Annotated in this window: 11 protein-coding genes and 1 pseudogene; all 12 read right to left on the reverse strand. The window is 46.7% G+C overall.

Going from position 1 to position 15,292, the window contains the following annotated elements; translation table 11 throughout:
- Nucleotides 1-13 precede the first annotated feature (13 nt).
- The gene (locus AC58QM_RS35030) at nt 14-208 is read right to left on the reverse strand and encodes a helix-turn-helix transcriptional regulator (protein ID WP_497289284.1); all 195 of its coding nucleotides are present in this window, start codon (nt 206-208) and stop codon (nt 14-16) included.
- A gap of 363 nt (nt 209-571) precedes the next feature.
- Nucleotides 572-1,091: pseudogene (locus AC58QM_RS35035) on the reverse strand (recombinase family protein).
- A 440-nt stretch (nt 1,092-1,531) separates the two neighbouring features.
- A complete protein-coding gene (locus tag AC58QM_RS35040) occupies nt 1,532-2,488 on the reverse strand; it encodes a tyrosine-type recombinase/integrase (RefSeq protein ID WP_497289285.1) in 957 nt (318 codons plus the stop codon).
- Nucleotides 2,489-2,645: 157 nt separating this feature from the next.
- Nucleotides 2,646-4,184, reverse strand: a complete 1,539-nt coding sequence (guaA, locus tag AC58QM_RS35045; protein WP_497289286.1) for a glutamine-hydrolyzing GMP synthase — start codon at nt 4,182-4,184, stop codon at nt 2,646-2,648.
- Nucleotides 4,185-4,296: 112 nt separating this feature from the next.
- On the reverse strand, nt 4,297-6,831 hold the full coding sequence (locus AC58QM_RS35050; protein WP_497289287.1) for a DUF4129 domain-containing transglutaminase family protein: 2,535 nt from the start codon (nt 6,829-6,831) through the stop codon (nt 4,297-4,299).
- Entirely contained in the window at nt 6,818-8,029 is a 1,212-nt protein-coding gene (locus AC58QM_RS35055; protein WP_497289288.1) for a DUF58 domain-containing protein, read from the reverse strand. The genes AC58QM_RS35050 and AC58QM_RS35055 overlap by 14 nt, the downstream gene beginning before the upstream one ends.
- A 9-nt stretch (nt 8,030-8,038) precedes the next feature.
- Nucleotides 8,039-9,016: an AAA family ATPase gene (locus AC58QM_RS35060; RefSeq protein ID WP_497289289.1), complete on the reverse strand. Its 978-nt coding sequence runs from the start codon at nt 9,014-9,016 to the stop codon at nt 8,039-8,041.
- A 64-nt stretch (nt 9,017-9,080) separates the two neighbouring features.
- Nucleotides 9,081-10,547 carry a polysaccharide deacetylase family protein gene (locus tag AC58QM_RS35065; RefSeq protein ID WP_497289290.1) on the reverse strand — a complete coding sequence of 489 codons (1,467 nt, stop codon included), beginning with the start codon at nt 10,545-10,547 and terminating at the stop codon, nt 9,081-9,083.
- A 136-nt stretch (nt 10,548-10,683) separates the two neighbouring features.
- Entirely contained in the window at nt 10,684-11,925 is a 1,242-nt protein-coding gene (locus tag AC58QM_RS35070) for an MFS transporter (RefSeq protein WP_497289291.1), read from the reverse strand.
- Between the two features lie 35 nt (nt 11,926-11,960).
- Nucleotides 11,961-12,443: a thioredoxin-dependent thiol peroxidase gene (gene bcp, locus AC58QM_RS35075; protein ID WP_497289292.1), complete on the reverse strand. Its 483-nt coding sequence runs from the start codon at nt 12,441-12,443 to the stop codon at nt 11,961-11,963.
- A gap of 177 nt (nt 12,444-12,620) precedes the next feature.
- Entirely contained in the window at nt 12,621-13,529 is a 909-nt protein-coding gene (locus AC58QM_RS35080; protein ID WP_497289293.1) for an RNA polymerase sigma-70 factor, read from the reverse strand.
- 47 nt (nt 13,530-13,576) lie between these two features.
- Nucleotides 13,577-14,845, reverse strand: a complete 1,269-nt coding sequence (locus AC58QM_RS35085; protein WP_497289294.1) for a phytoene desaturase family protein — start codon at nt 14,843-14,845, stop codon at nt 13,577-13,579.
- Nucleotides 14,846-15,292 lie beyond the last annotated feature (447 nt).

A 15,292-nucleotide genomic window follows, 5' to 3' on the forward strand; every position in this document is an offset into this window, starting at 1 on the left:
GTATGAATAGTTTTTAGGTTTTAGGGTAAAAGAATAAATAGTCTGCAGTAACACCAAAATAAATGCAAATCTTCATCATCAAGTCTTTTCGTGGGAATCGCGCCCCTGACTCAATCATCGCGTAAGTACTTTTTGGAATTTCTATCTCCTTTGCGATTTGCTCATGCGTCAGGTTGGCTCTCAATGCTACCAACCTCTCATTTTTCATTCCCCACCACCATCTTTCGACCTATGCTAAAATCACGAAATGTGATTCTTAATACCTAGATACCTAATCACCTTAGATCTCTTGTCGTATAAAGTCAACAAAAATTTTTGAATATTTGGGAATTGTTAGGTAAATTAACATCCATATTTTTGAATAAATAGATTATCACTCATGCATTGATTAGTATATGGAAATACCTTCATATAGAAGTTACTTTTGCGTCGAAAGTGTGCTTTGGTTCCCACAAACATCTGAAATCACTAGAAATCTTAAAAATCCCCCCCCTATTTCGACTTGCTCTATTAGTAAAATAAAAAAGCATCCCTTTGGATGCTTCTGAACGTTCACTTCTTATTTGTTCTTTTACTGCACTTGGTATTCTTTCACAATCTTATAGAACGTGTTCTTTTTCAGCTTTAACATATCAATGAACTGCACTGCTTATTTCTTTGCTTTCCCACTTTGGATAATTCGAATCCAGTATCAACTTCTGTTCTTTGCTTAATGTATCAATGTTCATCTGTGGTCTGCCTAGATGCTTTCCTTTAGCCTTCGCAATAGAGATACCTTCCATTTGTCTTTGCTTGATGTTCTCACGTTCTCTTTCAGCAACAAAGGAAAGCACTTGTAACACTAAATTACTCACAAATGTTCCTAACTTATCCTTATGCTGTGTAGTGTCAAGTAAGGGCATATCAAGCACTTTTATATCTGCCTTAATCCCCTGTGTAATCCCTTCCCATTCCTTCTTAATCTCTTTGCTGTTACGCCCAAAGCGGTCAATTGACTTTATGTATAGTAAATCACCTTCACGCAAGCATTGCTTCAACGCTTGATATTGTGGTCTGTCAAAATCCTTACCACTTTCCTTGTCAATGAATATGTCACGCTAACTAATTCCAAGTTTCAACATTTCATGAATTTGTTTTATTAACAAAAAATCAAAAAAGAGCAACCCCTCAGAGTTGCCCTAAATCTATTCTCACTACATTATTGTAGCCCACTTGTCTGTGACTGAATAGTACAGTTGATGCATTTATCCATGGTATGAAAGGCTTAATGAGCATCGTTAATTGTATGTTGATGGAGCGTATGTCCTTAATGAATTTGATGTTCAGTCATGGTGATGTAACCTCGTAAGAAACGCACTGACTTAGCTGAGAATCACAACCTGCTCTCAGGCTCTCGATTTCACGTCTAATGGCTCTTCTACGTTCAGGAGGTATAATTATGCTTCCATGTTACAAAACAAACCTACAATGCCTTCTGGCTATCTTTAGAAGGTAATGGATTGTAGCATCTTCAAAATCAAGGTGTTTTTATTCATTTTAGCCCCTCCATTTTACCTTGTTTTATTTTCAAATCATTCAGTGGGCTATGCAATCGTCCAATCTGTAAAATGTCATCTTGCTCTAATCCCCTTAAATACTTGGAAGTTATTTGCGTATCAAAATGTCCCATTAACCTGCTCAAGCTGTAAATGTCAATTCCATTTCGTAACTGCTTCTGGGCGAAATAATGCCTGCAATCATGCGGAGAACACCTGACTTCTTTTCTCACTCCAGCTTTATTGCAATGTTCCTTCAAAATCTTATTGATGCGTGAACGAGACAATTTCACAGCGGATTGGTCTAGGAAATAGTAATCCTCAATTTCATCCTGTTGTCTTTTTTTGAATCTTTCTTGTTTTAATGCTTCATACCTTCTCATGTACTTCCGCATGATATTGCTAATGTACACCAGACGCTCCTTAGAGCCTTTCCCATGAATCAAAATATGTCTTCTTGCAACATCATCATTTTTAATAGAACACAGCTCAGAGACCCTTATACCCGTGTCAAAAAGCATAATGAGAATGAGTTTGTCGCGAACATTGGAATACGTCTCTTCCTTTAGGTCATTTATTATCCGCGACACCTCTTCATCATTAAATGTGACAATGATTGTCTTCTCTTCCTTGAGATTTTTAATCCTTCGCATGGGATTAGCTTGTTCATCAATAAATTCTTCGTTCACCAAATACTGAAAGAACACTTTTAACGTAGCAATGTTATTATTTATCGTCCTGTTTACTTCTCTTCCTTCACGCTGTCGCTCTTGTATAAACTTTTTGATATGAAGCTGAGTCACATCCTCTGTCTCTGTTACGCCTAGCACCTTAACGATGAACTCTTCCCACCTGTACAACCGAAACACACATAAATCAACATACTTCTTTTCCCTACCTAAGATTACTTGGTTTAGCTTGAAATCCTCGATTAGTTCTTTAATTTTAGTCATAAAAAATACTCCCTTCTATTTGCTAAACAACGCAAATAAAAGAGAGTAATTTTGCACTCTATTGTTGCAGGTGTACTCGAACTTTCAACACCGTCATCGTTGGAAACCCTTATGTATCAAGGCTTCCAAGCGATTAACAGTATCAAATATTCTCGATCTATTCCCACTCAATCGTAGCCGGCGGTTTGGACGTGATATCGTACACGATACGATTCACGTTTTCAACTTCGTTTACGATACGAACGGAAATTTTCTCAAGCACATCCCAAGGGATACGCGCCCAGTCAGCAGTCATCCCGTCGATGGATGTAACTGCGCGGATACCTACTGTGTAGGAATATGTTCTAGCATCACCCATAACGCCTACGCTTTTCATGCCTGGAAGAGCCGTGAAGTACTGCCAGATCTCACGATCTAGGCCAGCTTTGGCGATTTCATCGCGCAGGATGGCGTCGGATTCACGAACAATTTTCAGCTTATCCTCGGTAACTTCACCTAGAACACGAATAGCTAGTCCCGGACCTGGGAATGGCTGTCTCCACACGATTGCAGATGGAAGGCCACACTCTTCGCCGACTTTACGCACTTCGTCTTTGAATAGTGTTTTCAATGGTTCAATTAACTTGAACTTCATATCTTTCGGCAGGCCGCCAACGTTATGATGCGACTTGATCGTTTGTGCAGTAGCTGTACCGCTTTCTACGATGTCCGTATACAACGTGCCTTGTGCCAAGAAAGTAAAGTCATCAAATTTGCTGGATTCTTCTTCAAACACGCGAATGAATTCGGTGCCGATGATTTTACGTTTTTGCTCAGGATCCGCTACGCCAGCTAATTTGCCTAGGAAGCGATCTTTTGCATCGATTTTGACAACTTTCATATCAAATTTGCCGACAAACGTCTCCATGACGCTTTCGCCTTCACCTTGGCGCAGCAAACCATGATCAATAAACATACAAGTCAATTGTGCGCCGATTGCTTTATGAAGCAAGATCGCCACAACGGAGGAATCTACGCCGCCGCTAAGTGCGCAAAGCACTTTTTTATCTCCAACTTCTGCACGAAGTTCTTTAATCATATCTTCCACGAAGGATGACATTGTCCAATCGCCGACACAACCACACACTTCATAAATGAAGTTGTGAATCATTTCGTTTCCTTGAACTGAATGACGAACCTCTGGGTGGAACTGCACAGCGTGAATTTTGCGATCACGGTTGCTCATTGCAGCAATTGGAAGGGACTCCGTGCTTGCTTCAACAACAAAGCCGTCAGGTAGGACGGAAACATGGTCACCATGACTCATCCATACCGTTTGTTTCGCCTCTAGACCTTTGACTAGCGGACTTTGGTTCGAGAACTCAAGATCTGCTTTGCCATACTCACGCGTATGTGCGCGTTCAACTTTTCCGTTCAATTGGTGTGCAATCAGCTGCATGCCATAACAAATACCTAAAATTGGAATACCCAAATCGAAAATGCCAGCATCAACCGAAGGAGCTCCTTCGCCATATACGCTTGCAGGTCCGCCAGAGAATACGATCCCCTTTGGGTTAATCTCACGAATTTTATCAACCGTTGTATTGTGCGGCAGCAACTCGCTGTATACGCCCAAATCACGGATTCGTCTAGCAATTAGTTGGTTATACTGGCCTCCAAAATCTAAAACGACAATCAATTCACTCGGTTTACTCATTATCCGACCTCCTAGGTTCATAGCGATTGAAGCTTCGGGTGAACCCTTGTCCACTTACCGCTATTTCTAGGTACTAATTTTAAACATTAGGCACCTAGGATGTAAAGGGGATTTAATGTGTCTTTTGAATGGCTTTCCAAATCGCTGTAATTTCCCGCTTCGAATAAGCGAATGCACGCGCTGGATCATAGCGGACACTTTCATAGATTTGAGCGAAAGTCATCAGTGCCTGTTGTTGCCCTTGATGGTTCACCTGAAGGTTCGTGACGTATTCGCGAACCGTTTGATTCGCTGGTTTTACACCGTATTTGCGGAAAAGCTGTCTCCACAAACGATCCATATACGGCGTCAACGGATGCTGCTGAGTTAAAGTTCCATTGTTGTAGCCGGGGAGCTCCACCGTTCTATGCAACAAATATCCTTGACGTCGCAGCCAGATAATCACACCAATAAGCAAGCAGATGCTGCCAAGCACTACGAAAACAGCACTCTTATAAGCCTTTACCAATTGGATAAGATTATTCTTCAATGTGTGCAGCCACTCGCTCGATTTCGTCATAACAGAACTAGATACCGGTGTATGCGTGAGCGAAGCTGTCAATCCCAGTTGCTCCATAGCTTCGCTAGTCAACATATCCCTCGGCTGGTCAGCGGATATCCCTGAGAAACCAGGAGTAGGCTCAAACGGCACCCAGCCCATGGATGGGAAGTAGACCTCAACCCAGGAGTGCGCATCTTGATTCCGAACAATAACCTCTTGCAGCCCATTGTCATCACTGGAGCCTGCTGATCCTGGAGCGAACCCCTTCACCCATCGGGCAGGTACCCCTACAGAACGTAGCATAACAACCATTGCGGTGGAAAAATGATCACAGTATCCTGTCTTATCAACGAACAGGAAATGATTGACGAAATCCTCGCTGCGGCTAGGCGTGGTAGGCTTTTCGAGACTATACGGAAAGGTTTGGCTCAAATATTGCTCGATGGCCACCGCTTTGGCATATGGCGTCAACCGATTTTCGGTAACTTGCTCAGCAGTGCTCCGCACCGTTCGCGGCAATGTTGCCGGCAATTGCAAGTATTCACTAGTGATTTCATCGGGATAAGGACCGATATCTGTGTTTAACAGATCCGGGTTTTCTTTAACGGGTCGAACGGTTATTTTGTAGTAGGAGAGCGATTCCTCCATTTCCGGCAAGGTCATTAAACCACTCGCTTTGGAAGTCAAAAGATGACTGGACGAAATCAACTTCCCTTTGTCACTCAGCAGCATTTCGACACTCTGAAGTTGACCACCGGTGAACAATTGTTTACTGGATGAGCTCCCGCTCCACAAGATCTCCTGCTGCACGACTGGCAGTGCTGATGAGGATGGACTCGAGGCCGTAAAGGGCTCCAGCTTCTGAACGGGTTGTGTCCAACCTTTGCCATCGTAAAAGCTTTTGGATTCGCCGCGCCAGTAGGTTAATTCAGAAGTCTTCGCCGTAAACACTGGCGATGTGTCCACTTGGAGTGGACCCCCTAGCGAAGAGTCATTTTGACCATAACCAGATGTCGCCACGGCAGAACTCGCTTCCATGTCTTCGTTATAGAGCTCAAATAAACGATCATACCAATGCGTCCAACTGACCGGTGCCATCAGAGGCTCTGGATCCGTTTGTTTGGCCGATAACCAGCCGACCCCTGACAATACCCCAACCACGATCACACTGACGATTAGCCATTGCATATAACTAGCTGAACGTGTCATTGACACGCGATATGTCTGTTCGATTCTCGATAGATTCAGTAAAGCCATCAAAAGAAGCCCATAGCCTAATGTGCGAATAATCCCTTGCACGGTATCTGCCCCTAATACGAGCTGTAGACCAACAAGATAAATGAGTGTTGCCATCACGAACCAAAGACTGTGCTGTCGCTGCAGCATAAGCGCTTGGACGACGGAGAGCAGCAAAGCCCAGCCCATTAAGAAGAGGAGCGTTCGCATCTCACCGCTGATCAGATCAAAATGCGCCTGAACGATGTACAAGAAATCTTGCACGAATGTCCTCACCAATGAGAGGATCCATTCTCCAGTAAATAGTGACTCGCGATGAAACATATAGCCAATAAACATCACGATCATGCTGCACTTCGCCAGCCATCCCCACCCATAAGGAACCCTAAAGCAATCCAGCGCAAGGCAAAACGCAAAAACAACAAGGACCGGTCCAATTTGAATTGACTCATCGGCCATCCAGGCCAAGGGACGCAGCCACTCCGAAAGAAGGAGAAAGAGCAGCAAACTGATGAGACTATCTCGAAAAAGACTGCTTTGCATTGGCGGCAGGCTGTCTGCGCGGAAGATGAGTTGGGATGGGTTGCGCGATTGTGATGTATCTGAGCGTGAAGTGCCTGAGTGCGAAGTACTTGAGTGCGAAACACCTGAATGCGAAACACCTGAGTGCGAAACGCCTGAGTGCGAAGTGCTTGAGTGCGAAACACCTGAGTGCGAAGTGCCTGAGTGCGAAGTGCCTGAGTGCGAAACTCCTGAGTGCGAAACTTCTGCGTGCGAAGTGCCTGAGTGCGAAACACCTGAGCGCGAGATGTTCGAAGGCGATGTGCGAGAGCGAGCATGCAGCCCGCGGCGTGGTTCAAGCGGTTGCATCCGCAACACCCCCTTGCTTCGGCCACTGGCTCTGCGGATGCGGCACTTCCGTGAAGCTGCAGCCTGCGGCTTGCAGCTGAGAAGCCCCCTCTCGCTCTGCGACCGAGAGGGAAGGCCGCGCGTGCACGTAGATCACGTGCACGGCTCGGCGCCTGGTGCCGCTATCTGCGATAGCGCGCACCAGCGCCACATCCAGCGTCGATGTGATGCACAACATCGACGCATGCAGCGGCAAGTCTGCCGCCTCTTTCCTGACGAGGTCAGGAAAGGGCACGGCGGGCTTGCCGCCAACGCTCGCGAGTACTTCGTACGCGAGCGTTAGGTCAGGGCGAATCGTCGGTGCGATTCGCCTAGCACTGGAGCTGCTGCAGGCGAAGCCGCAGCTCTCACGCCCGCTGGCGGCGGCTTCGAAGAACCCCGCCGCGAGGGCGACGCCCTTCTCCAGCAGCGGCTGAGCCGCCTCTGCTGGGCCCGCCGGAGGCGCGACATCGAGCAGCAGCATCCACTTCGTGGAGGCGGTCTGCTCGGGGTCCTTGGTCATCAGACGGCTCAGACGAGCCGTCGATTTCCAGTGGATGCGGTGATACGGATCACCGCTGACATAATCACGTACGGAGCTGATCAGCGGCGTTTCGGCTTTTGACTTCCGTCCGGAAGAACCCTCATCAGATTGGAAGGTCATCCCGCTTCGTCCCAAAGCATCGGGCCTTGGATACACGACATATCGTTGCAAGTCTTCTCTATGTACTTTGCGAAGTGCGAAACCAAAAAGATCTCCCGCCGTAGCTTCAAGGTGAGCAAATCGGTAACACCCTCGCATCAAATGGGTCATTTTATAAGAAAGCAACAGCGACTTCTGAAACCATGGGAAAAGCAGCTTGCTGTAAGTCAGCTTCCGCCCGCTTCCTTCATGAATCCAGGTTTCCTTCATCAGCAGCCACGGCATAGGCACCCATGACTGATGCTTAATCTCCACGACAATCGTTACATCTTCACCGGAAAGTAACACATCGCCAGATAGATGTCGCTTTAAACTCAAGCCTTTCAGGGCAAAAACATAAAATATTCCCGCCTGTATCCAGATCAACGATAAACAAATACCGAGATACCACGCGGCAAATCCACCTTGGCGATAAGCCAAAAAAATCACCAACACACAACTTATGAGCAGTAACGACGTCTTCCCCCAGCTTCTCATAATGGCCCCCTACTTCGCTGTAACATAACGAAGAACTGGTGTTTGCATACCATCTAGAATGCTTTGGAGAATGAGTTCTGCCGAACGCCCCATCATGCGAGCATCCGAAGTCAGAATAAGACGGTGCGTCCACACGGATAGTACCAAATCCTTAATATCATCCGGAACAACAAAGCTTCTCCCTTTCACATAAGCCGCCGTTTGCGCAGCACGCATCAAGGCATACGATGCTCGAGGACTTGCACCCACGTAGAAATCAGCATGATCCCGCGTTGCTAAAGCTAAGCGTACAATGAAATCTTTTAACGTATTATCCACATGGATCATGGCCGCTTCTTTTTGCAATTGCACAAATTCATCCTGCACAATAACAGGCTTCAAACTTTCCAACGGGTGACGGTCCTGCAAGCGATCCAGCATGAGAATCTCTTGATCATGCGTCGGATACCCGAGCGAAAGCTTCATCATAAACCGATCCATCTGCGCTTCCGGCAGCGCGTACGTGCCTTCATAATCCATAGGATTCTGCGTCGCGATGACAACGAAGGGCTTAGGCAGCTCATAGCTCGTGCCATCGATTGTCACTCGTTTCTCTTCCATCCCTTCCAGGAATGCTGACTGCGTCTTTGGAGAAGTCCGATTACACTCATCAGCAAGTACGACAGATGTCATTAACGGCCCTGGACGAAACTCAAACTCATTGCTTTTCACATTAAAAACAGAAACACCGGTCACATCCGAAGGAAGCAAATCTGGCGTACATTGAATTCTCTTAAACTCGCAACCGATCGTTTTGGCTAAGGCGCGTGCTAGCATGGTTTTGCCTACACCTGGAACGTCCTCTAGCAGGAGATGCCCGCCACTTAACATCGCGATAAAAGCTTTCTCTATCGTCTCTCTTTTGCCAACAATCACTTTCTCTACGTTCATGATCATCCGTTCCACTAGAGGCTGCGGTTGATCGAATATTCGGGTTTTCGACGCCATAGACAAGAAGCCTCCTTAATAAGGGTATGCTTCTAGTTTTTCCAGCTCTCTACTCTTTTAGACATTAACTACCCATGGCAAATAGAGAGTTTTTGAGAATACTATTATTTTCTTTAAAAAAGTAGAGTGGCCGCAGCGCCATAGTCACTTGACGATTGTCTCCTGCCATCACTGCGTTCGTAATACGTCCGCCTAGTGAATCAATAGTTTTGCGCAGCGGAACGATAATTTGATTGTTCTGCATATCCATATCCGCTAGCGAATAGGCGGCTGTTTGGGTCCCTAAGGTGTACAAACGAATGCTTCTATTGGTCAGATCATAGTCCATATCATAAATGCCGTAATGCGCATTGGCTGTTTTCGTACTCGCTTGCCACTCCACCTTGCCGCCCATCTTCTCGATCAGATAGCGCAGAGGCAGTTCTATTTGATTCGCACGCAGCTTATAAACGGACGGTTCTATGTTAAATGTATTCCCCCCGAGCACATGAACCTGCAGAGGTAAAGCCGCCTGTTGGGCAAGTATACGCGCAGCCTCTTCCTCTTCTTCCTTCTTCGCTTTAGCTTTCGCTTCTGCCTCAGCTTCCAGTTTCTGAGCTAGACGTTTTTCTTCGGCTAATTTCGCTACATTCGCAGCATTCGGGTGTGCGGAGGCATATTCCTGTGTTTGGTCGACCAGCGCTTGAAAACGCGACAAACTCATACTTCTTGACCATTTCGGCTTTGAGATGGCGAATTGTTTGGGTTTAACTTGCTCAGTCAACGCAGCGAACGTATATCCTAACTTTTTGTAATAGCTAATCACTTGGGGCAATACTTGGACAGAAGATTCATGCCCTGTTCCATCGTGAAACAGAATGTTGATCTCGTGATCGAGCGGTGAAGCCTTCACCGTCTGCCAAATTTCATTCACTGGCACGTTCGCTCTCTTCGAGTCGCCGCTGTCGACATTCCAGTCATGCACGATATAACCCGCTTGTTCCATGAGATAAAAGTAGTTAGCATCAAAATTCGTAGCGGTCCCGCCAGGGGCACGTGTAAGCTGTGGGCGGATCCCCACGATACTTGAAATCACGTCCTCACTGCGTTGGATTTGGTTCCAGAAGGTTTGAAAATCACTATACAGCTCTTTATAAACATGATTATAGGTATGATTGCCAATGGCATGACCGTCTTTTACAATTCTTTTAAGTTCATTTGGGTGCGCTTTCGCTTGCTCGCCAAGTACGAAGAACGTCGCCTTGACATCTTCTTTATCTAAAATATCCAGCACCTGATTCGTCAGCTTGCTAGGACCATCATCAAACGTCAGATACACAGTCGGCTGCTCCGGTGTTACATAAGTTCTATCACTCTTTAGTCGCTTCCCTGCTTGAAGCTGCCCAAACACCTCTTGCACGGCTGGATCAGCTTCAGATTCCGCAGCTTTGGCTGGCATCCAACCAACCAAGAGTGAAACTAGTAAAACAACAACCATCATGAATTGAATTCGCAGCCTTCTGTTGTTAAGAGTTTGTACCTGTAAGCGCATCCGATGATCCCTCCGCATGTTCTATCATTTTGACATCTGATAGATTATATGGGCGAAGGAACGAGAGTATGCCACGAAAAAAACGATCCCTCTCCGAAAGGAGAAGCATCGTTCCTGGGGTTCATTTATTAACAGCTTACGCTTCCTGAGGCAAGCTAGGACTCCCCGCTTTGGCCCCCATTTTAAACAGAGATCGACTGCCAATCAAGCCAACAAAGCTTACAATCAGCAGCACACCAAGCAGCAATATCCCGCTTCTCGCCCCTTGCAAGGAAACGATTTGCGTACAGACAGCGATGAGCACAACGCGCATCCCCATCCCTACGGTATTGAAGAAGCTGTTCACACGGCCGATCAAATGGTTCGGTACCATTTCCATTAGAATGGTATTCCGCGCTACGCGACTTCCGGCATTTCCCCAGCCATTCAGTGTTTTAAATACTAGAAAGATAGAAACGATTGGGAACGAATAGAAGAATACGATCGATAGACTGAACATGACAAATGCGAGAATCGTTGTGGCATATGCCCCCAAACGCTTCATGATGAGCGGAATTGTTAAACCCGCTGCAATAGCCCCTATCGCAAATATCATATCCGCCGCTCCAAACACACTAGCTCCGCCATGAAGAACGCTTGTAATATACACGGGGAACAAATAGTTCCCCACCATCACACATAAGAACGGCATCAACGCACATAGAAAAAACAAAACCAATAACGGTCTCGTCCTCAAATACGTGTACCCCTCCTTGAAATTCGCCCACATGGAGACAGCCCCCGTTGCTGTGACCGTTTTATTCTTGATATAAGGAATGAGCAGAAAAAGACCGAAGCCTAAGAAATAGGTCATCGCATCCGCTAATAGGATCCATCCAAAATCGATATGGTCGATAAGCAGACTCGCCAAGCCCCCCGCGATCATGGAGGTCGATTGATTTTGTACTTCGAGGATCGCGTTTAATGTCTTATACTGTTCCTTGGAGAAGATCTCTTGCGTAAATGCGAACTGCGTTGGAAAGTGCACATTGTAATACAAAGAGCCACTAAAGTAGATCACGATTAACTGCCACGTTTCAAAATGACCAGCAACGATCCCCCACAACGCAAAAAGCAGCGTTACGGCACCGCCGACGATTTCGCTGCCCAGCAGCATTTTTTTCCGAGAAATGCGATCGATATACGCACCTATATGAGGCGATAGCAGGAACAGAATGAGGGTAGAAACAAGGGTTGCGTACCCATATATCTCACTTCCCCCTGCTCGATTCACCAGTAACCATGGCACCCCGATCATCGTAATCCCAGAGCCAATCGAGGATAACATGTTTGCTATCATGAGAAACATCATTCTACGGTCTTTGAGCATGAGCCACATGTTGGATAACCTCCTCGATGATAGTATGAATGGCTTTATTTCATTTCCATCACAGCATCTAATACCGATTGTACGTGATTTTTAATTTTCACTTTACTCCATTCCTTCACGATGTATCCTTTTTCGTTAATAAGAAACGTCGACCGAATGATGCCCATATACTCGCGGCCATACAGCTTTTTCAGCGCCCAAACCCCATACTTCTCCGCTACCTTATGATTCGTGTCTGAAAGCAGGAGGAATGGCAGCTCGTATTTGGCAATGAATTTATCATGCGCCTTCAGCTCATCCGGGCTAATGCCAATCACTTCTACACCTAACTCGGCAAATTTTCCGTTATAGTCTCGAAAGTCGCAGGATTCCTGTGTGCAGGTTGGTGTATTGTCTTGTGGGTAAAAATAAATGACGACTTTGCGCCCTTTGTAATCGGCTAAAGAAACTTTCTCTCCGTTTGAAGCAGGCAGCGAAAAGGCTGGTGCCTTACGCTTCGTTACTGCTGTTTCATTCCCTTTTTTCAATGTGGTTCTCTCCTCTATCTTCTCTTACTAACCTAGTATCAACTTCATCCATTATGCGACATTCCCAGGATGACATCAAACGAAAAAAAGCTGCTACGAATCGCAATGACTCATGAGCAGCTTTCTATATTAAGTGGTTATGGTTTCACTCGTCTTCACTTGTCCTTACGCTTCCGTTCAGCTTTTCTCGAGGTGCCTTAATTTATCAGGGTTCGAGACGATATAAAACGACTTGATCTGACCATCTTCTATTTGGAAGGTCATGACGTTATTGGGCTGCTCTTTCACATACGCAACAAGGCCTGGTTGTTCGTTCACTGACGTTAAGGTAAAGTGATAGCCCTCTGGCAGTTTGGTCAAAACCCCAGATAAGAACTTGGCGATTCGCTCTACCCCTATAATAGGGTGGACCGCAGCCTTCACCTTGCCGCCGCCATCTGAGAACAGTACCGCATCAGATTTCACAAGGGTTAACAGCTGGCCGATATTACCAGACATTAGAGCATGCACGAATTGTTCCACGACGGCTGTCGTTTGTTTGAGCGGCACTTTCGCTTCCACATCCCGTTCTGGCGGGAGGCTAATCGCGTTCTTGGCCCGGCGAAAAATTTGCCGGCAATTGGTGCTGCTTTTGCCTACAATCTCGGCGATTTCATCATATTCGTATTGCAGGACCTCGCGAAGCAGGAAGACCGCCCGCTCTATCCAAGACAACTGCTGCAGGAGCAATAAGTACGCGGTGGACAGTGACTCTTTGTGTGTATAAGCGAGATCAGGCGAAATCTGACGATCTGCACTGGGCGTCAACAGTGGCTCTGGCAACCAAGGCCCGACATAGACTTCGCGCTTTTTACTAGCCGAGCGCAGGGTGTCGATGCAGCGGTTGGTCACGATTTTGCATAGATAGGCCTTGGGATTGTGCACATGGTCCAGGTTCGTCTCATTGGCGTACAGAAACGCCTCCTGCACGACATCTTCCGCATCCATCACACTGCCCAGCATGCGATACGCAAGCGAGAACATCAATGGCTTATAGGAGAGATAGATCTGCTCGGAAGTTTGGGTTTCTGCTCCTGTGATTTCCATCTTGCCACACCTCCCGATTGTACTGTGATAGGTTTATTCTAAGCGAACTAAGACGTTTTTAAAATAGCTTGCGCCGCGCGTCTAGCGCTTGCCGCCGAAGCATCAGCCAGCATTTCCCCATGGCTTACCCAGTCACCAGCAACATAGAGACCACGAAGGCCGTGGACGTCTGGGCCTGTTTGCAGATTCGTTTTGCATACATGTAAAGTATCGTTAGCGACCGTTATGTTCGGCAGAAACTGCCTAGCTACGACTTCTTGTTCCCAACCTGGATGCAGGGTATTCATGACAGCTGTAAGGGTTGCCTCATCATCCTTCGGATTACTTTCTCCTGAACCGTTATATTTGACCATATGCACAACGAGAGTGCCATCCTCACTAAGCTTGGCATTCAAGGTGTGATGCGAGAAAAAGATCGGTTGATCTAATGCGATTGCCGAATCTCGTCCTGACATGGGGAGCTTTTTCAAACCTAAGTCAAGGCAGGCGGCCTTTGAGGGGCGCGCTTCTTCCTTCCACTTCTTCAAAATCGTACGGTCCGCGTTCGGGACTAGCTTGTAGGTCTCCAATGGGGACGCCGTGCTGATAACATGCGATACTTCGAGAAATTGTTCATCAGCAAGCTTGATGCCCTGCACTTGACCATTCGCATGTACGATTTCTTTTACATCAGCGCTGCTTACAATGTGGACACCCGCTTCAACCGCTTTCTCATGAAGCTGATCGATGATCGTCTGCCAACCTCCGTGGATGTAGAGAACGCCTTTTAATGCGCGCTGCACCTGCCCAAGCACCGGACCAGCAAGTTGATGATCTGGATCATAGGCATATGTGGCCGTTCGGCACAACGAGTAAAAAATATGACGAACCATCGGATCAGCAATTTCTTGCTCCGCCCATTCTCTCAGCGATACGTCCTCAACTTTGCTCGCATCCATTTTGGTTAACCGGATGACGAGTCGCAGAAGGCCCAGCTTCCCTGACCACGAAAGCAGCTTCGATGTGAGCATGCTGAGCGGTGTTGCTGGCATTGGCACTACACCATCGTTCCATAACGCCTTGACCTTTGATGCAGGCGCGCCTCCTTCGATACGAATCCCCAGCTCTTTGAGGATGCGAAAGGCATCTCCTGCCCGGTACAATGCATGCCCGCCAAGGTTAAAAAGCGCACCATTCTTCTTATTCGTCATCGCTCGGCCGCCCATTCGCCCCGATCGTTCCAGTAGAACAACCCTCCCGCCACCTCTTGCTACTTCGAGTGCAGCTATGAATCCAGCTAAGCCTCCACCAATGACGGCTGTATCGTATTTGGTCATCTTCATCATCCTCCGTTTCGCTTTATATCTATATGGCGAAATAGGTTCTTGTTTTGTGACAAAAGAAGTTAGGATTTTGTGCTTGCGGTGCTCAAGCATTGAATTGAGGTGTGAAGGGTTGGGGGCGGCTGGCGGGCGCGGGTCAAGGTGCGTTTGGGGGAGTTGTTCGGCTCCCGGGTGCGAGTTGGCGGCGCGTGGGGGGTTCTACTTTTAGCTGTATAAACTACAGTTAATTCTCTCGATTTCGACGTTTTTCCGGGAATAACTGTAAAAACTACAGTTAATAAATCGAAAATCGGCAGATATGGGACAATCGTTGAAAAATAACTGTAGAAACTCCTAGGCCCCCTAACTAAACTGGAGTCTTCCTACCCATTTTATTAAAATAGGGATAAGGGAGATGATTCGGCATGGGAAAAAGGTTAAAAGAAGAAGAACGTCTTAAAA

The organism is Paenibacillus sp. J22P165 (assembly GCF_059692015.1).